At 72.1% G+C, this 18,111-nt stretch carries 15 protein-coding genes; 9 read left to right on the forward strand and 6 right to left on the reverse strand.

What is annotated here, in order from left to right; all coding sequences use genetic code 11:
* Nucleotides 1-98 precede the first annotated feature (98 nt).
* Nucleotides 99-2,693, reverse strand: coding sequence for a DEAD/DEAH box helicase (locus ABZT12_RS27055; protein WP_356389268.1), 2,595 nt, complete (start codon nucleotides 2,691-2,693; stop codon nucleotides 99-101).
* 466 nt (nucleotides 2,694-3,159) lie between these two features.
* On the opposite strand from ABZT12_RS27055, the gene ABZT12_RS27060 reads away from it, so the two are divergent.
* Entirely contained in the window at nucleotides 3,160-3,897 is a 738-nt protein-coding gene (locus ABZT12_RS27060) for a ferritin-like fold-containing protein (protein ID WP_356389269.1), read from the forward strand.
* A gap of 152 nt (nucleotides 3,898-4,049) precedes the next feature.
* Here the strand turns inward: ABZT12_RS27060 and ABZT12_RS27065 are convergent, their stop codons facing one another.
* The 4 genes from ABZT12_RS27065 to ABZT12_RS27080 all read right to left on the reverse strand — a co-directional run bounded on the left by ABZT12_RS27065 (nucleotide 4,050) and on the right by ABZT12_RS27080 (nucleotide 5,986).
* Nucleotides 4,050-4,319: a hypothetical protein gene (locus tag ABZT12_RS27065; RefSeq protein WP_356389271.1), complete on the reverse strand. Its 270-nt coding sequence runs from the start codon at nucleotides 4,317-4,319 to the stop codon at nucleotides 4,050-4,052.
* Nucleotides 4,320-4,522: 203 nt separating this feature from the next.
* Entirely contained in the window at nucleotides 4,523-4,750 is a 228-nt protein-coding gene (locus tag ABZT12_RS27070) for a DUF3107 domain-containing protein (protein ID WP_356389273.1), read from the reverse strand.
* Nucleotides 4,751-4,930: 180 nt separating this feature from the next.
* On the reverse strand, nucleotides 4,931-5,572 hold the full coding sequence (locus ABZT12_RS27075) for a TetR/AcrR family transcriptional regulator (RefSeq protein WP_356389275.1): 642 nt from the start codon (nucleotides 5,570-5,572) through the stop codon (nucleotides 4,931-4,933).
* A 192-nt stretch (nucleotides 5,573-5,764) separates the two neighbouring features.
* Complete coding sequence (locus ABZT12_RS27080) at nucleotides 5,765-5,986, reverse strand: hypothetical protein (protein ID WP_356389277.1); 222 nt, start codon at nucleotides 5,984-5,986, stop codon at nucleotides 5,765-5,767.
* Between the two features lie 286 nt (nucleotides 5,987-6,272).
* Here ABZT12_RS27080 and ABZT12_RS27085 point away from each other — a divergent pair, with 286 nt between their 5' ends.
* The 7 genes from ABZT12_RS27085 (at nucleotide 6,273) to ABZT12_RS27115 (ending at nucleotide 15,399) form a co-directional block, all read left to right on the forward strand.
* Nucleotides 6,273-7,478, forward strand: a complete 1,206-nt coding sequence (locus tag ABZT12_RS27085) for an alpha/beta hydrolase (protein WP_356389279.1) — start codon at nucleotides 6,273-6,275, stop codon at nucleotides 7,476-7,478.
* A gap of 539 nt (nucleotides 7,479-8,017) precedes the next feature.
* Nucleotides 8,018-9,403, forward strand: coding sequence for a DUF3152 domain-containing protein (locus tag ABZT12_RS27090; protein ID WP_356389281.1), 1,386 nt, complete (start codon nucleotides 8,018-8,020; stop codon nucleotides 9,401-9,403).
* 56 nt (nucleotides 9,404-9,459) lie between these two features.
* Nucleotides 9,460-9,552, forward strand: a complete 93-nt coding sequence (locus ABZT12_RS27095) for an Ms4533A family Cys-rich leader peptide (RefSeq protein WP_356389283.1) — start codon at nucleotides 9,460-9,462, stop codon at nucleotides 9,550-9,552.
* Between the two features lie 166 nt (nucleotides 9,553-9,718).
* Nucleotides 9,719-11,437, forward strand: a complete 1,719-nt coding sequence (locus ABZT12_RS27100; protein WP_356389285.1) for an ABC transporter substrate-binding protein — start codon at nucleotides 9,719-9,721, stop codon at nucleotides 11,435-11,437.
* Between the two features lie 4 nt (nucleotides 11,438-11,441).
* The gene (locus ABZT12_RS27105; RefSeq protein ID WP_356389287.1) at nucleotides 11,442-12,638 is read left to right on the forward strand and encodes an ABC transporter permease; all 1,197 of its coding nucleotides are present in this window, start codon (nucleotides 11,442-11,444) and stop codon (nucleotides 12,636-12,638) included.
* Nucleotides 12,635-13,633, forward strand: coding sequence for an ABC transporter permease (locus tag ABZT12_RS27110; RefSeq protein ID WP_356389289.1), 999 nt, complete (start codon nucleotides 12,635-12,637; stop codon nucleotides 13,631-13,633). The genes ABZT12_RS27105 and ABZT12_RS27110 overlap by 4 nt, the downstream gene beginning before the upstream one ends.
* A complete protein-coding gene (locus ABZT12_RS27115) occupies nucleotides 13,630-15,399 on the forward strand; it encodes an ABC transporter ATP-binding protein (protein ID WP_356389291.1) in 1,770 nt (589 codons plus the stop codon). Before ABZT12_RS27110 ends, ABZT12_RS27115 begins: the two co-directional genes overlap by 4 nt.
* Before the next feature lie 731 nt (nucleotides 15,400-16,130).
* On the opposite strand, the gene ABZT12_RS27120 is transcribed toward ABZT12_RS27115, so the two are convergent.
* Nucleotides 16,131-16,427, reverse strand: a complete 297-nt coding sequence (locus tag ABZT12_RS27120; protein ID WP_356389293.1) for a hypothetical protein — start codon at nucleotides 16,425-16,427, stop codon at nucleotides 16,131-16,133.
* 428 nt (nucleotides 16,428-16,855) lie between these two features.
* Here ABZT12_RS27120 and ABZT12_RS27125 point away from each other — a divergent pair, with 428 nt between their 5' ends.
* On the forward strand, nucleotides 16,856-18,040 hold the full coding sequence (locus ABZT12_RS27125; RefSeq protein WP_356389295.1) for a hypothetical protein: 1,185 nt from the start codon (nucleotides 16,856-16,858) through the stop codon (nucleotides 18,038-18,040).
* Nucleotides 18,041-18,111: the final 71 nt, after the last annotated feature.

An 18,111-nucleotide genomic window follows, 5' to 3' on the forward strand; every position in this document is an offset into this window, starting at 1 on the left:
AGGAGTGAGGGTGACGGGCTGGTCGGGCGGGCGTGATGCCGACGGCCCGGCTCACCGAAGTGGGCCGGGCCGCACGGATGTTGTGGTGCGGGGGTGGCTCAGCCGTCCGTGGACTCCGCCGCGGCGGCCGTCTTCCGGGCGCGACGCACCCGCGGCTTGGCCTCGGCGGCGACCTCGGCCGGGGCCTCGGCGGCCTTGCGCGTACGGCGGCGCGGCGCGGCCTCCGGCTCCTCGACCGACTGAGCCGGGATCTCGGCGACGGCTGCCGCCTTCCGGGTCCGGCGCGGCTTCGCCTCGGCGGCCGTTTCCGGCGCCTCGACGGTGACGGCGGCGGCCTTGCGGGTCCGGCGCGGCTTGGCCTCGACCGCTTCCGCGGTCTCCACGGAGACTTCGGCGACCGTGGCCTTGCGCGTCCGACGCGCCTTCGGCTCGGCGGCCTCGGCGGTGTCGAGGGCGGCCTCGGCAGCGGCGGCGGTCTTGCGGGTCCGCCGGGGCTTGGCCTCGGCGGACGCCTCCGGTGCCTCGGCGACCGTGGCCTTGCGGGTGCGGCGCGGTTTGGCCTCGGCGGCCTCGGTCGCGGCCGGCGCCTCCACGATCTCCGGCGCCACGGCCGCCTTGCGGGTCCGGCGGCGCGGCTGCGCCTCCGTGCCCTCGGCGGCGTCGAGCGACGCCTCGGCGGACTGCGCCGGGATGTCGGCGGTGACCGTCGCGACGGCTGCGGTCTTCCGGGTCCGGCGCGGCTTCGCCTCGGCGACCGTTTCCGGCGCCTCGACGGTGACGACGGCACTCTTGCGGGTACGGCGCGGCTTCACCTCGACGGCTTCCGCCGTGTCCACAGCGACCTCGGCGGTCTCCATGACCTGGGCGTCCGCGGCGGGTTCGGCCGTGGCGACCGCGGCCTTGCGGGTGCGGCGACGCGGCTTCGACTCGGCGGCCGGCGCCTCGGTGACCTCGACGGCCGACGGCGTGCTCTCGGCCGTGGCGACCGCGGTCTCCGCGGCCTGCGCGGTCTCCGCGGACCGGCGGGTGCGACGGCGGCGCGGCTGCTCCACGGCGTCCGGGGCGACCTGGGCGTGCGGCTCCAGGCCCTCCGCCGTGGTGACGGCGTTCGTGGCGGCCTCGGACGCGACGGTGGCGACCGGCGCGACGGGAGCGGTGGCCTGCGTGTGCTCGGCCGAACCACCGTTGCGCGAGCGGCGCCGACGGCGCGGCGTGCGGGCGCCGGCGGTCTCCTCGACGGGGTTCTCCGCGGGAGCGGCGGTACCGGCGGGAGCGGTGGTACCGGTCGGGGTGACCGTGACCGTCGTCTCGTCCAGCACGGCACCGTTGCGCGTACGGCGACGGCGGCGCGGGGTGCGAGCCGAGCGCTCGCCGTCAGCGGAACGGGAGTCGTCCCGGTTGTCCCGGCCGTCCCGTCCGCCGCGGTTGTCCCGGCCGTCCCGGTTGTCCCGGACGTCCTTGGCTCCCCGACCGCCACGGCCACGCGGGCCGCCGCGACCGCCGGTCTCGCCGAGGTCCTCCAGCTCCTCCGCGGCCAGACCGGCACGGGTGCGCTCCGCGCGGGGCAGCACACCTCGGGTGCCCGCGGGGATGCGCATCTCCTCGTAGAAGTGCGGGGAGGTGGAGTACGTCTCCGGCGGGTCGTTGAACTTGAGGTCCAGCGCCTTGTTGATGAGCTGCCAGCGCGGGATGTCGTCCCAGTCGACGAGGGTGACCGCGATGCCCTTGGCGCCCGCGCGGCCCGTACGGCCGATGCGGTGCAGGTAGGTCTTCTCGTCCTCGGGGGACTGGTAGTTGATGACGTGCGTGACGCCCTCGACGTCGATACCGCGGGCGGCGACGTCGGTGCAGACGAGCACGTCGACCTTGCCGTTGCGGAACGCGCGCAGCGCCTGTTCACGGGCGCCCTGGCCGAGGTCGCCGTGGACCGCGCCGGAGGCGAACCCGCGCTGCTGGAGCTGGTCGGCGAGGTCGGCCGCGGTGCGCTTCGTACGGCAGAAGACCATGACCGGGCCCCGGCCCTCGGCCTGGAGGATGCGCGCGACCAGCTCGGGCTTGTCCATGTTGTGCGCGCGGTAGATGAACTGCCTGGTGTTCGCGACCGTCTTGCCCTCGTCGTCGGGCGAGGTGGCGCTGATGTGCGTGGGCTGCGTCATGTAGCGGCGCGCGAGGCCGATGACCGCGCCCGGCATGGTCGCCGAGAACAGCATGGTCTGCCGACGGGCCGGCAGCAGGTTGATGATCTTCTCGACGTCGGGCAGGAAGCCCAGGTCGAGCATCTCGTCGGCCTCGTCGAGGACGAGCGACCTGATGTGCTTGAGGTCGAGCTTCTTCTGGCCCGCGAGGTCCAGGAGCCGGCCCGGGGTGCCCACGACGACGTCGACGCCCTTGCGCAACGCCTCGACCTGGGGCTCGTACGCCCGGCCGCCGTAGATCGCGAGGACGCGCACGTTACGGACCTTGCCCGCGGTCAGCAGGTCGTTGGTGACCTGGGTGCACAGCTCACGGGTGGGGACGACGACGAGCGCCTGCGGGGCGTCGGTGAGGTCCTCGGGCTTCGAGCGCCCGGCCTCCACGTCCGCGGGGACGGTGACGCGCTCCAGGAGGGGGAGGCCGAAGCCCAGCGTCTTGCCGGTGCCGGTCTTGGCCTGGCCGATGACGTCGGTGCCGGTGAGGGCGACCGGGAGCGTCATCTCCTGAATGGGGAAGGGGGTGACGATCCCGACGGCCTCAAGGGCCTCGGCCGTCTCGGGGAGGATTCCGAGCTCTCGGAAAGTCGTAGTCAGGGTGCTGCCTCTTCTGTGTGTGCGGCGCGAGGCGAGCGCGGGGGTCGTGTCAGGACCGTGCCGGGGACGTCGACTGCCGGACGGCGGGCCGTATGCACGGGACCACTGCCGACGCTCTAGCGCTCGAACCGCTGAGGGTCCCTCCGATCGCCGTACGCGATGTGCCGTACGGACCGGGAGGGCGGTCGGGGCGGAGCCGATCGGGCCACCGACCGGGCATCCTCATTCGTGCGGCCCGTCGAATACTCGCCGGGCGCATTACCACCATACCCCGGAAACGCGCATACGCGACGGCCGATTCTGTCACGTAGTCGGCGTCACACCGAGTGAAGTGCGACTTCGGCCGTGCGGCGAGCGGGCTATTGTGCGCTTCATGACGACCCCTGACAACGCCTCCGACGCGCCCGCCCGATCCACCGGAGTCGCCGCCCGGGACTGGGCCACGGCCTCCGCCGACCCGCAGTACCGCAACGCGGTCGTGGACCTGCTCGGCGCGCTCGCGTACGGGGAACTGGCGGCGTTCGAACGGCTCGCGGAGGACGCGAAGCTGGCGCCGACGCTCGCGGACAAGGCGGAGCTGGCGAAGATGGCGTCGGCCGAGTTCCACCACTTCGAGCGGCTCAGGGACCGGCTCACCGAGATCGGGGCGGAGCCGACGCAGTCGATGGAGCCGTTCGTCGCGGCGCTCGACGGCTTCCACCGGCAGACGGCGCCCTCGGACTGGCTGGAAGGGCTCGTCAAGGCGTACGTCGGCGACTCGATCGCCAGTGACTTCTACCGTGAGGTCGCCGCCCGGCTCGACGCCGACACCCGCTCCCTCGTGCTGGCCGTCCTCGACGACACCGGGCACGCCAGTTTCGCCGTCGAGAAGGTGCGCGCGGCGATCGACGCGGAACCGCGCGTGGGAGGCCGACTCGCCCTGTGGGCAAGGCGGTTGATGGGCGAGGCCCTGTCGCAGTCCCAGCGGGTGGTGGCCGACCGGGACGCGCTCTCGACGATGCTCGTGGGCGGGGTGGCCGACGGTTTCGACCTCGCCGAGGTCGGCCGGATGTTCTCCCGGATCACCGAGGCGCACACCAAGCGGATGGCGGCACTGGGCCTCGCGGCCTAGCGGCCCGCGACCTGCCCGGAGGCGGTGGCGGTCGGGCGGTCAGGCGGCCAGACGGCCAGACGGCTGCAACAGTCGCGGGTTCTGTCGGTCTCGCCGCGAACGACTGCGCGAACGACTGCGCGGACGGCTCGCGGACGACTCCGCGGGAGCGGCTACGCGGGAGCTGAGCGTCGGCGCAGTCGCCCTGACGGGCGGAGCAGCAGCGAGAGCGAGGCCGTGGAGACGACCGCCGCGCCGAGCAGGCTCGGCAGGGCGGTGCCGGGGCCGAGCGCGCTGTGGGTGACGAAGTCGCCGAAGAGGGCGCCGGCGGCACCCGTCGAGAAGACCCATGTGCGGGCCGGCAGCCGGTGTGCGAAACGGTGCGTGGCCGCCCAGGCCAGCAGGAGACCGAGCACTGCGGAGCCGATCGCTTCCAAGATCATGACGGGGTCCCTCCCAAGGCCGGCGTGCGTGGTGCGGTCCTAGCCCGTCATACCCGTGACCTGGGGAACGCAATCCACCTCTGTGGGTGACTTGTGCTCCCTCTGTGGCGAATCCGGCCGGACTCGAGGCCGGAAACACCAGTGGGGCCCGGTGACGGGAAGTCGCCGGGCCCCACTCGTTCTCGTATGCCGATGGCGTACGACTACAGCGCGCCGAAGCCCACCTTGCGGGGGGCGGCCTCACCGAGCTCGACGTAGGCGAGGCGGTCGGCCGGGACGAGGACCTTGCGGCCGTGCTCGTCCGTGAGGCTCAGGAGCTGGGTCTTTCCGGCCAGCGCCTCGGCCACCACCCGCTCGACCTCCTCGGCGCTCTCACCGCTCTCCAGAACGATCTCGCGGGGCGCGTGCTGCACGCCGATCTTGACCTCCACGGCTATGTCCCTCCGACGGTCATAGAAATGCGCGACTTCCGCGCCGTACCCAGCACACATTAGCCCGGTGAGGGGACGCGCACGCTCCGCTCGGAAACGCCATGAGCGAACAGCCGGCGGGAACAATCACCGGACCCCCGTGCGCGCGGGCACCGGAGCGACCACGGGAACAGCCCGAGGTCAGTGGTGGTCGGTCCCGTGCAGCGGGAAGCCGGCGATGCCGCGCCATGCGAGCGACGCCAGCAGCTGGACGGCCTGGTCCCGCGGGACGCTGCGGTCGCTGTGCAGCCAGGAGCGGGCCACGACCTGCGCGAGACCGCCGAGCCCCGAGGCGAGCAGCATGGACTCCTGCCGCGCCAGCCCGGTGTCCTCCGCGATGACCTCGCAGATCGCCTCGGCGCACTCGTTCGTGACCTTGTCGACGCGCTCGCGCACGGCGGGCTCGTTCGTCAGGTCCGACTCGAAGACCAGCCGGAAGGCGCCGCCGTCGTCCTCCACGTACGCGAAGTACGCGTCCATGGTGGCCCGTACGCGCTGCTTGTTGTCCGTGGTGGACGCCAAGGCGCTCCGGACCGACTGGATCAGGGACTCGCAGTGCTGGTCCAGCAGCGCGAGGTAGAGGTCGAGCTTGCCCGGGAAGTGCTGGTAGAGCACGGGCTTGCTGACGCCGGCGCGCTCGGCGATGTCGTCCATCGCGGCCGAGTGGTAGCCCTGCGCCACGAACACTTCCTGGGCGGCGCCCAGCAGCTGGTTCCGGCGGGCACGGCGCGGCAGGCGCGTACCTCGCGGGCGCGCTGCCTCTGTCTGCTCGATGGCTGTCACGCCGCCTCCCAATGTCGTCCACATGCGGTGAGCGCCGCGCCGCCATCGTACTTTTCGGTAACCGTGGTGTGCGCGGTGAGAGCGCAGAATTTCACGGACCGGACAAGGCCGAAAGCCGTGCGGATGGTGGCATACGGGGATGGAGCGTCCGGCGGCGGGCGGCTCGCGCCCGCCGCCGGAACCCCGGGAACGTCACCGGTAGTCGTCCTCGTCGAGTGAGACCACGCGAGCCTGCTCGACGGCGTCGGCTTCGTTCGCGTTCTCCGGGTCCACGGACGGCAGCGGGTCGTCACGCTCCGGAGTGAGCTCGGCGCGCTGCTCGGCGGCGTCGCCCTCGGGTGCTTCGACGGCCAACCCGGTGACGTCCTCGCTCTCGTCCTCGAACGTCTCGGGGTCGCTGGGGTCCACGGTCATGGGGGGCTCCCTTCCTGGTGCCTCGTACGTCGTACGTTCCCCGCCTCCGTCGAGGCGGGGGGTCACATACGGGTGCCCTGACTTCGAGCCTAGGAGACACCCCAATCGATTGCCATGCCTGAGACCCGGATCGCGGGCCCTTCCGGACGGCCGGACCGGGTCACCTGGCGGCCGGACCGGGTCACCTGGCGGCCGGCCGATCGTCCCCTCCACGCCGATCGCGGTCACCACGGCCTGTGACCGCGAACACAGGAGCCCGCACGTGATCGTCTCGTAACATTGCCGCATGTCGTCGACAGAGCTGCCCTCCGTGCCGGCTGCCAGCGTGCTGCCGAAGGTGTCCCCCGTCAGGGTCGGCGAGGGCGAGCGGCTCAGGTCGGTCGCTCTGCCGGGCATCACTCTCGCGGTGCGTTCCAGACCCCCGGCGCACGAGGACCTGCCGCCCGCGCTCTACGTCCACGGGCTCGGCGGCTCCTCCCAGAACTGGTCGCAGCTGATGGAGCGGCTCGACGGCGTCCTGGACAGCGAGGCCCTCGACCTGCCGGGCTTCGGCGACTCCCCGCCGCCGGACGACGGCGACTACTCCGTCACCGGGCACGCGCGCGCGGTCATCCGCTACCTCGACTCGGCCGGCCGCGGTCCGGTCCACCTCTTCGGGAACTCGCTCGGCGGCGCGATCTCCACGCGCGTGGCCGCCGTCCGCCCCGATCTCGTCCGCACCCTCACCCTGGTGTCACCGGCCCTGCCCGAGCTGCGCGTCCAGCGCAGCGCGGTGCCGACGGCGCTGCTCGGCGTACCCGGAGTGGCCCGCCTCTTCACCCGCCTCAGCCGCGACTGGACGGCGGAACAGCGCGTCCACGGCGTCACGGCCCTCTGCTACGGCGACCCGGGCCGGGTCTCCCCGGAGGCGTTCCGCCACGCGGTCGAGGAGTTGGAACGGCGGCTCCAACTCCCGTACTTCTGGGACGCGATGACCCGCTCCTCACGCGGCGTCGTCAACGCGTACACACTCGGCGGCCAGCACGGCCTCTGGCGCCAGGCCGAACGCGTCCTCGCCCCCACCCTCCTCATCTACGGCGGCCGCGACCAACTCGTCGGCTACCGCATGGCCCGGCGCGCCGCCCGCGCCTTCCGCGACTCCCGGTTGCTCTCCCTGCCGGACGCGGGACACGTCGCGATGATGGAGTATCCGGATACGGTGGCTGCGGCGGTACGCGAACTCCTGGCGGAGGCGCGCGAGTTGAGGGAGTCGGATGTGCGTGCACTTCCCACGGGGGCACGACAGTTGACGGGCGGTGAACTCAGCCCCCCCGAGCACGAGTTGTCGATACGGCACCTTTCGTCGGGTGCGGATCGGCTGACGGAGGAAGGGCCGGCCGGGGCTGCCGGCCATGTCGAGCCGAACGCTGCCGGATCCGCCGGTGACGCCGGTGTGACGGCCGGTGGTGGCCCGGGCGACGCCGGGGCCGACGACACGAGTGCGGGGAGCTGAGGAGCGACGTGGGGCGCCACAGTCGCCGCGGCCCGACCGCGAAGGGCGACAGCGCGGAGGGGAGCGCGGGGAGGGATTCCGGGGGGGACCGGGAGGACGGGGCAGGCCGCGAGGGCCGTCCCGGGGCCGGTGACGGCCCTGGGGCTCCCGGCGCTCCCGGCGGCCCGCGGGCCGACGACCGGACCGGTATCAGGGGCGACACGGCGGCACGGAAGGGCCGGCCGGACGCGCCGACCGCCGCGCCGCCCGCCGGACGGCGGACGCCGGGTCCGGGTACCGAGCCGGACGCCCGAACGGGCGGTTGGCCCCCTCGGGGCTCCGCCCGGCTTCCGGGACCCCGAACGGCCCCCGGCCGGCAACAGCCCCCTCCAGGCCCGAATCCGCCATACGGGACTCCGGCCGGGGGCGTCCCCAGGTTCACCGACGGCACGCCGGCGCGTGGCGTCCCGCGCGCACAGGGTCCCGGCGCTCCCCGCCCGGCGGACGGAACGCCTGCTCGCGGCGTACCTCGTTCCTCCGGCGGGGGGCCCGCGGGCGCGGTGCCACGGCCTCCGGACGGCACTCCCGCGCGCGGTGTGCCGCGTTTCGGCGAGGGGACCCCGGCGCGTGGCGTCCCGCGCACGCAGGGTCCCGCCGCCACCCCGGGCGCTGTCCGCCCGACGGACGGCACTCCGGGCCGTGGCGTCCCGAGGTTCGCCGACGGCACTCCGGCGCGGGGTGTCCCGAGAGCCCCCGAGGGCACTCCTTCGCACGGCGTTCCGAGGCTTCCCGACGGCACCCCCGCCCGCGGGGTCCCGCAGGTCCGTGGTGAGCATCCCCAGCAGCGTGAGGACCGCGGTGGTCGGGGCGGCCCGCCGGGGCGGCCCGGTGCCGGGAGGAGCGGCTCCGCGCCAGGTGCCACCGTTCCGCAGCCGCGGCGCTCGTCCCGGGCGAGGCCGTTGCAGGAGTACGTCGACGCCTTCGACGGCCAGGGCGACGCGGGCGACGACGACCACGACGTCTTCGCGCCCCGGTCCACCGTCACGGCGCACCGCTCAGGCCCCCATCCCTCCACCACCGAACGCGAACCCGAGACCGGTGCCGACGACGCGCCCCCGGCCGGTCCGCCCGCGCTCGCGCCCCCCGGGGGTGCCAAGGGCCGTACCTACACCGGCATCGCTGCCGCCGCGGTCACCACCGTGCTCGCGGTGATCGTCGCCGGGCAGGTCGCCCACCGTGACGAGACGGGCGGTGCCGACGCGCGGTCCACCGCCGGGCAGGGGCAGGAAACGGCCGGCTCCGCATCCGGCGAGCCCAGTCCGTCCGTCTCGGCCCGCGTGGTGGCGCTGACGTACGACCAGAAGATGGCCAAGAAGTATGCCCTCGGCGCGACGCTCAAGGGGCCGGACAAGTTCGACGCGGTACCCGGCTCCGACAAGGCGCCCGGCAAGGGGAAGAAGTACACGTACCGGGTGGACGTGGAGCGGGGGCTCGGACTCGATGGCACGCTCTTCGCGCAGGCGGTGCAGAAAACGCTCAACGACGACCGCAGTTGGGCCCATGGCGGCGCCCGCACCTTCGCCCGCGTCTCCTCCGGCAGGGCCGACTTCGTGATCACCCTCGCCAGCCCCGGCACCACCGCCAGGTGGTGTGCCAAGTCCGGCCTCGACACCACCGAGGACAACGTGTCGTGCGACTCGGCGTCCACGGAACGCGTGATGATCAACGCGTATCGATGGGCTCAAGGGTCGACGACATATGGGGACAAGATGTACGCCTACCGACAGATGTTGATCAATCATGAGGTAGGCCACCGGCTCGGCTACGGGCACGTCACCTGCGACAGGGACGGCGAGTTGGCCCCGGTGATGCAGCAGCAGACCAAGTTCCTCGACCACGACGGAATCCACTGCCTGCCCAACCCGTGGCCCTACCCAGGGAGTTGACAGCTGACGCTTATGTCACATTGACACGAGCCGCAACTTCGTTCATATTTTTTCGCATGTGGTCCAGTCATGCCGTGAAGCGCGCCGCCATCGAGCTGGCGCTCATTGGCGTGACCCCGCTCTGCGTGGCCGACATCCTCTGTCGCTGACACCGCCCCCCTCGGCGTTCGTGTCGCGCTTTCCAGCACCGTGCCCGTGACCTTGTCACGGCCTCTCCGACGACCCGGCGCCGGGGCAGACGTCTGTTCACATTCGTCTCACCCCTTGTCCATCCGTCTCACCATTCGAGCGTTCCCCCGAGAGGTCGTCATTCCGATGCGTCAACCGTCCGTCATAGCCCGCCGCGTGGCCGCGGCATCCGTAGGCCTGGTCGTGGCAGCGGGCGCCGCCGCCTGCGGGCCGAAGGACAACGATGCCAACGGCTCCGGTGGCGACTCCGCGCCGCACAAGGGCGGCACCCTCACGGTCCTGAACGCCAACCCGCAGGAGGACTTCGACCCCGCCCGCCTGTACACCTCCGGCGGCGGCAACGTCCCCTCCCTCGTCTTCCGCACCCTCACCACCCGCAACCGCGAGAGCGGCGCGGCCGGCGCCAAGGTCGTCCCCGACCTCGCCACCGACACCGGGCGCCCCAACGCGGACGCGACCGAGTGGACGTACACCCTGAAGAAGGGCCTCAAGTACGAGGACGGCACCGCGATCACCTCGGCCGACATCAAGTACGGCATCGAGCGCTCCTTCGCCCCCGAACTCTCCGGCGGCGCGCCCTACTTGCGGGACTGGCTGGTCGGCGCCGCCGACTACCAGGGGCCGTACAAGGACAAGAAGGGGCTGTCCGCGATCGAGACACCGGACAGCCGGACGATCGTGTTCCATCTGAACAAGCCCGAGGGCGAGTTCCCCTACCTCGCCACCCAGACGCAGTTCGCGCCCGTCCCGAAGGCGAAGGACACGGGCACGAAGTACGAGCAGCACCCGGTCTCGTCCGGCCCCTACAAGGTCGTCAGCAACCAGAACGACGGTGAGCGGATCGTCCTGGCGCGCAACACGAACTGGTCCGCCTCGACGGACGCCGAGCGCAAGGCGTACCCGGACAAGATCGACGTCCGCTCCGGGCTCGACTCCTCCGTGATCAACCAGCGGCTGTCCGCCTCCCAGGGCTCGGACGCCGCCGCCGTCACCACGGACACCAACCTCGGCCCGGCCGAACTCGCCAAGGTGACCGGCGACAAGGAACTCGCCGCGCGCGTCGGCACCGGCCACTTCGGCTACACCGACTACATAGCGTTCAACCCGACGGTCAAGCCGTTCAACAACCCCAAGGTGCGGCAGGCGGTCTCGTACGCCATCGACCGCTCGTCGGTGATCAACGCGGCCGGCGGTTCCTCGCTCGCCGAGGCCGCCACCACCTTCCTGCCCCACCAGAAGTCCTTCGGCTACACGCCGTACGACCTCTTCCCGGCGGGCGCCTCCGGCAACGCGGCGAAGGCGAAGGAACTGCTGAAGGAGGCCGGTTACCCGAACGGGGTCACCGTCACCCTGACGCACTCCAACGACAAGGACTTCGAGACCAGCCCGGAGATCGCGACCGCGATCCAGGACGCCCTCAAGAAGGCCGGCATCACCGTCAAGCTCCAGGGCCTGGAGAGCAACGACTACAGCGACAAGATCCACAGCACCAAGACCGAGCCGGGCTTCTTCCTCGCCCACTGGGGTGCCGACTGGCCCTCCGGCGGTCCCTTCCTCGCCCCGATCTTCGACGGCCGTCAGATCGTCAAGGACGGCGCGAACTTCAACAGCGGCCTGCTCAACGACAAGTCGGTCAATGCCGAGATTGACGCGATCAACAAGTTGACCAACCTTGACGAGGCCGCCAAGCGCTGGGGCGCACTGGACAAGAAGATCGGCGCACAGGCCCTGACCGTGCCGCTCTTCCACCCCGTCTACAAGCGCCTGGTCGGCAAGGACATCAAGAACGTCGTGATCAGCGACTGGACCGGCGTCCTCGACATCTCCCAGGTAGCGGTCAAGTAACAGCATGAGTGAGGCACTTGTCGCCTCCCAGCTCGCCGGGACGGACACCTCCGTCCCGGCGGTCTCGGGGGCCCGTCAGTTCTGGTGGCGGCTGCGTGCGCAGCGCGCCGCCCTCGTCGCGGCGGCCGTCGTCGCCCTGCTCGTCCTGGTCGCGCTCACCGCGCCGCTGCTCACCGCGATCGAGGGCCAGGACCCGTTCACCTACCACCCGTCGCTCATCGACTCCGCGCGCGGCGGAGTCCCCATCGGCTCCCTCGGGGGCATCTCCGGCGACCACTGGCTCGGCCTCGAACCGCAGACCGGCCGCGACCTGTTCGCCCGCCTCGTCTACGGTGCCCGGGTCTCCCTGGGAGTCGCGCTGGCCGCGACGATCGTCCAGGTCTTCGTCGGCGTCGTCATCGGTGTCGCCGCCGCCCTCGGAAACCGATGGGTTGATCAACTGTTGAGCCGGATCACGGACATCATCGTGGCGATGCCGTTGATGATCATGTCGTTGGCGCTGCTGGCGATCGTGCCCGACAGCTTCCCGCGCCCCCTGCTCGTCGCCCTCGTCATCGGTCTGATCGCCTGGGGCAACATCGCGAAGATCGTGCGCGCCCAGACGCTCACCCTCAAGGAACTCGACTACGTCTCCGCCGCCCGGCTCAGCGGCTGGGGCACCTGGCGGATCGCCCGTCGCGAACTGCTGCCCGGCCTCGCCGCGCCCGTCATCACGTACTCCGCGCTCCTGGTCCCCATGAACATCAGCGCCGAGGCCGCGCTCTCCTTCCTCGGCGTCGGCGTGAAGCCCCCGACCCCCTCCTGGGGACAGATGCTCACGGCCGCCGACGTCTGGTACCAGGCCGCCCCGCAGTACCTGCTGCTGCCCGCCGGCGCGCTCTTCGTCACCGTGCTCTCCCTCACCGTCCTCGGCGACGGCGTCCGCACCGCCCTCGACCCCCGCGCCGCCTCCCGCCTGCGCGTCGGCACCGGCCGCAGACGCGAGGCCAAGGCCGACGCCGGCAGCAAGAAGACCACGGCCGACACTGGCTCCATCACGACGGCCGTGAGCGCTGGAACGGTGGCCGTGACTGCCGGAACGACAGCCGCGGGCGCCGGAACGATGGACGTGAGCGGCGCAACGAGGGACGTGAGTGCCGGAACGACGGACGTGAGCGGCGAGAAGGCCGGCGCGAGCAGTCAGAAGGAGGACCCGGCATGAGCGGCTTCGGCGGCTTCGTCCTGCGCCGCGCCATCGGCACCGTCATCACCCTGCTCGCCATCTCGGTGATCATCTACATCGTCTTCTACGCCACCCCCGGCAACGTCGCCCAGATCACCTGCGGCCCCCGCTGCTCCCCGGCCCAGGTCCACCAGGTCGCCCAACAACTGCGCCTGGACGACCCCCTGTACGTGCGCTACTGGCACTTCCTCCAGGGCATCCTCGTCGGCACGGACTACTCGACGGGCACGTCGGTGCAGCACTGCTCGGCGCCCTGCCTCGGCCTGTCCTACCAGGGCGACCAGCAGGTCACCCAGCTGATCTTCGCCAAGCTGCCGGTCAGCCTCTCCCTGGTGTTCGGCGCGATGGTGCTGTGGCTGATCCTCGGCGTCGGCACCGGCGTCCTGTCCGCCTGGCGGCGCGGCCGGCTCAGCGAGCGCGTCCTCACCGGCGTGACCCTCGCCGGAGTGGCCACACCCGTCTTCGTGATCGGTCTCGTCCTGATGATCGTCGTCTGCGGGCAGCTGCAACTGCTGCCCTTCCCGCAGTACGTCGCCCTCACCGACGACCCCGAACAGTGGGCCTGGAACCTGGTGCTGCCCTGGCTCTCACTGGCCCTCATCGAGGCCGCCACCTTCGCCCGGCTCACCCGGGCGTCGATGCTGGAGACCCTCGCCGAGGACCACATCCGCACCTTCCGCGCCTACGGCGTCGGAGAGCGGTCCGTCATCGGACGGCACGCCCTGCGCGGAGCGCTCGCTCCGGTCATCGCGCTCAACGCCAACAACGTCGGCTCGGCGGTCGGCGGCGCGGTACTCACCGAGACGCTCTTCGGACTGCCCGGCATCGGACAGGAACTCGTCCATGCCGTCAATGTCGTCGACCTGCCGGTGGTCGTCGGCATGGTCCTGGTCATCGGCTTCTTCGTGGTCATCGCCAACGCCGTCGCCGACGTGCTCTACGCGGTGGCCGACCGACGGGTGGTGCTCGCATGAGCTTGGTCGAAGTCACCGATCTGACGGTCGGGTTCGGAACCCTGCGCGCCGTCGACGGCCTCTCCTTCCGGCTGGAGAAGGGCGCCGCGCTCGGCCTGGTCGGCGAGTCCGGCTCGGGCAAGTCCACGGTAGCGTCGGCCCTCCTCGGGCTGCACCACGGCACCGGCGCCGACGTCGGCGGTTCGGTCCGGGTGGCCGGCATCGACGTACAGGAGGCGTCCGACGGGGAGTTGCGACAACTGCGCGGCGGGAAGGCCGCGATGGTCTTCCAGGACCCGCTGTCGTCGCTCGACCCGTACTACGCGATCGGCGACCAGATAGCCGAGGTCTACCGGGTGCACGCGCGCGGGTCTCGCCGGGCCGCACGCGCGCGTGCCGTGGACGTACTGGACCGGGTCGGGATCTCGGACGCATCGCGGCGCTCCCGTTCGCGTCCGCACGAGTTCAGCGGCGGTATGCGGCAGCGGGCCCTCATCGCGATGGCGCTCGCCTGCGAGCCGGACCTGCTGATCGCCGACGAGCCGACGACCGCGCTCGACGTCACCGTCCAGGCGCAGATCCTCGACCTGCTGCACACGCTGCGCGAGGAGACCGGCCTGGGACTGCTGCTCGTCACCCACGACGTGGGTGTCGCCGCCGAGAGCGTCGACGAGGTCCTGGTCATGCGCCACGGACGGGCCGTCGAACACGGGCCGGTGGCCACCGTCCTGGGCGCCCCGACCCGCACGTACACCCGTGAACTCCTCGGCGCGGTGCCCCGCGTGGACACACCCCGTGCGGCCTTCGCCCCGTCCGAGAAGGCGCCGGAGGAGACGCGTCGGGCAGCACCGGACGGGACACGTCGGTCAACGCCGGGCGGGATGGAAGGAGCGTCCAACGGGACGCGGCATGGAACGCCGGACGGGACGCGGGAGGGAGCGCTGGACGGGACGCGGGAGGGAACGCCAGAGAAGGCTCTCGGCAAGGTCGCGGAGGGCGGTCCGGGGGAGGTCGTCCTGGAGGCGGTCGGTCTGCGGCGCGAATTCGGGCGCGGGAAGCGGGCGTTCGCTGCCGTGGACGACGTGTCGCTGACCATTCACCGGGGCGAGACCCTCGGCGTCGTGGGGGAGAGCGGCAGCGGCAAGACCACGCTGGGCCGGATGCTGGTCGGACTGCTGGAGCCGACGGCCGGCGTGATCAAGCCCGGCGGCGGGGTCCGCCCCGACGTTCAGATGGTCTTCCAGGACCCCGTCTCCTCCCTCAACCCCCGCCGCAGTGTGGGTGAGTCGATCGCCGACCCGCTCCGCGCCCGGGGCGAGAAGGACGACCAGGTCATCCGGGGGCGCGTACGGGAACTGCTGGAGCGCGTGGGGCTCGAAGGAGCGCACTACGACCGCTACCCGCACGAGTTCAGCGGCGGACAGCGCCAGCGCGTGGGCATCGCGCGGGCGCTCGCGGCGAATCCGCGCGTGATCGTGTGTGACGAGCCGGTCTCCGCGCTCGATGTCACCACTCAGGCCCAGGTCGTCGCCCTGCTCGGGGAACTCCAGCGCGACCTCGGCCTCGCCCTGGTCTTCGTCGCCCACGACCTCGCCGTCGTGCGCCAGGTCAGCGACCGGGTGGCGGTGATGCGGCGCGGCAAGATCGTTGAACAGGGCCCCGCCGACGAGGTCTACGACACCCCCCGCGACCCGTACACCAAGCAGCTCCTGGCCGCCGTACCGGCGCTCGATCCGCAGGTGGCGGCCGAACGCAGGGCCGCGCGGCGGGAGTTGGCCACGACCTGAGTCTCCACCGAGCGACGGGGGCCCACGCCCTCGGGCGGTGACCTGACGGCGAAGCGAGGGGAAGGTGACGAGGAGGCGACCGGACGGCCGCCCAAGGGCGGTTGCCGGCGGTCCGGTGGGCGGTCCGACGGTGGCTTGGTGGTTCTCCGCCGCCGGTCTCCCAGCGGATTGACGCTCCGTGCGTAGCTGATTCCTTAGCGCGACCGAACGCGTTCCGTACGGGAAAGTTACTCCCGTTCACCCCTTTTGGTGGTGCGATGGACAACCGTCCATCGCGCCACCGCCATGTCCGCATACGTTCGTCCCGCTGCGAGCCGCCGGGTCAACGGCGGCTCCCCAGGCGGGAGATCGGGGGTGTGGTCGTGCGCGTCAAAGCGTTCACGGAGGGTCGCTGTCCGTATGTGAACGGTGTTGCCGGACTTCGGCACGACCGACTCGTACGCGGGCTCCGGCAGCACGGACGCGACAGCTACGCGCTCCCTCGCGGCGTACGGCGCCGGCCCGCCAGCGGGCATCAACTACCGCCCCGCGTAGGGCGGGTACCTACCGGGCTGTCACGGACCGCCGGAGGCGACGCTTTCCTCGGCGGGCGCCCCGCACGCCGACGTTTCGAGGAGCTCTACGGAGAGCTCACCCAGGCGACGTGCGCGGGGCGCGTGGGGCGCGCGGACTACGCCGCCGACCTGGAGCGCGCGACGGGTGAGGCCTCAGGCACCGACACGGTGCCGACCTCAACGTCCGGATCGCCCACCGTCCTTGTGGCGGACCGTTTCACCAACGCCCCGTACGGGCTCGCGAAACTCGCCCGCGACGGGGTCGCTCGCATCGGCGCGCGCGGCTCCACCTCCGCCGCACGCGTGACGCTGGTACGCACCCCTGATGGCGGTGATGGCGGTGATGGCGGTGATGGCGGTGATGGCGGTGATGGCGGTGATGGCGGTGATGGCGGTGATGGCCTGGGCCCCGCCACCGTACGCGCCCGCGCACTCAACCTGGTCACCGTCGAGCACAATCTCGCGGCGCTGCACGGCAGTTACCCAGGGTTCGTTCCGGACAGGCCGCTCCCACGCGCCGTCCTCGACACCGCCGCCGACGAACCAATCCTTTTCGCCACCCCGGCCGAGGCCCAACTCCCGGGCTGCTGGACCGGCCCAATGCCCCACGCCCTGGCCGCAACCGCGCCCACCTGGACAGCGGACGCCCGCGCACGCATCACGCACCCCCTCGCAGCGGGGGAGGTATGTCGATGAGCGACCTAGGAGAACTCGACCACCCCGACACCCCTACCAACCCGCACGCCCGGGACGGACGGTCGGAGGCATGGGCGCCGGGCGAGGTAGATGTCAGGGGCGATGCGGAGGGCGAGGATGTCAGCGCTGGCGAGGATGACGGTGAAGGTGAGCGCGGTTTTCCTCAGGCGCCGGGTAGCGCGCGGGATGAGGCGGACGGCGACGACGTGCGGTCCGAAGACGGTCTCGTCGGTGTCGCCGGGGAGTCCCGCGTTCGTCCGTCCGCTGATCGCGGACCGGGTCCCGGACGGCGCGTCGGTGCCTACCCGGTGAAAGCTCCGCTGCACCGACACCGCGAACTCTGTGAACGAGCCGTGTGTTTGCTGAGGAGCGCGGCCGGCCTGGAGACGCACGGTGTCACCGACCGGACCACCGCCCGCTTCCGGCACCGGGATGGTGTCTCGCTCGCCGAGCAGAGGTCCGCCCGCGTACCCCACGACGGCATGCCGGACCCGGCGGCCCCCGACTCCGTCGGAGCTCCCCAAGTCCGCGTCAGCTGGGCCGTGTTGACTCTCATCCCCGGCGTACTGTGCGCCGCCGCGGTGACCGGGCTGCGTCTCACTCATGGACAGGCACGCCTCGCGGTCGCCCTCGGCGGGGCGCTCGCCGTCGCCCTCGGCGTACGCGTCGCACTCGGCCGCGGCCCGCTGGCCATCCCGCCCCGCACCCCCACGCGGCGCACCCCGTCCGCCTCCTGTCTGTGGACCTGCTGGCTCGTCGCCTACACCGCCCTCGGCGACGGGCTGCTCCGAGCGGTCCTCGACGGCGGCCCCGACACTCCGCCCGACGGCACCGCGACCGGCCCCTGGCCGCTGACCACCGCCCCTGCCCTGGCCCTCACCCTGGCCTGCGCACCGGCAACCTGGGGCGCCCACCTCCTCGCCCCCCGAGTCCCGCGTCGCATTGCGGTCACCAAGCGCCTCACCGAGTTCGCCGACTCCGAACGCCCGCTGCTGCTAGGCACGTTCGCCCTCTACCTGTGCTCGCTCACCGCCCTCCTCGCCCTCTGCGGCACGGTCCTGGGCGAACCCGCCGACTACGCGCGAACCGTCCCACTCGGCGCGCTACTCCTGCTCGCCAGGCTTCTCACCGTCCACGGCTCGACGCACGCCCCGGCCCTCGTCCTCGCCTCCACCGCCGCGGCCGAGGTGACCGCCGTCGCCCTGGTCCTCATCGGCAGGCTCCCCGGCTGCGCCTTCCTGGACATCCCCGTCCAGACCCTTGTGGACGCCCGGGGCGAGGGCAGCGTCCCAGCGCTCGCCTGCGGAGCAGCCGCCCTGATCCTCCTCGTACACGCCGTGCGCACTCTGACCAGAGCCTCGGACCACGCACCGGCGGGCGAGCCGCATTGACCCCGCCCGCCCGGGCACGGAACCACCCGCGTCCGGCCGCAGGCGCCCGGCGCCACCGCCGGAGGCAACCG

Origin of the sequence: Streptomyces sp. NPDC005423 (assembly GCF_040606415.1) — a bacterium.
GTDB lineage: Bacteria > Actinomycetota > Actinomycetes > Streptomycetales > Streptomycetaceae > Streptomyces.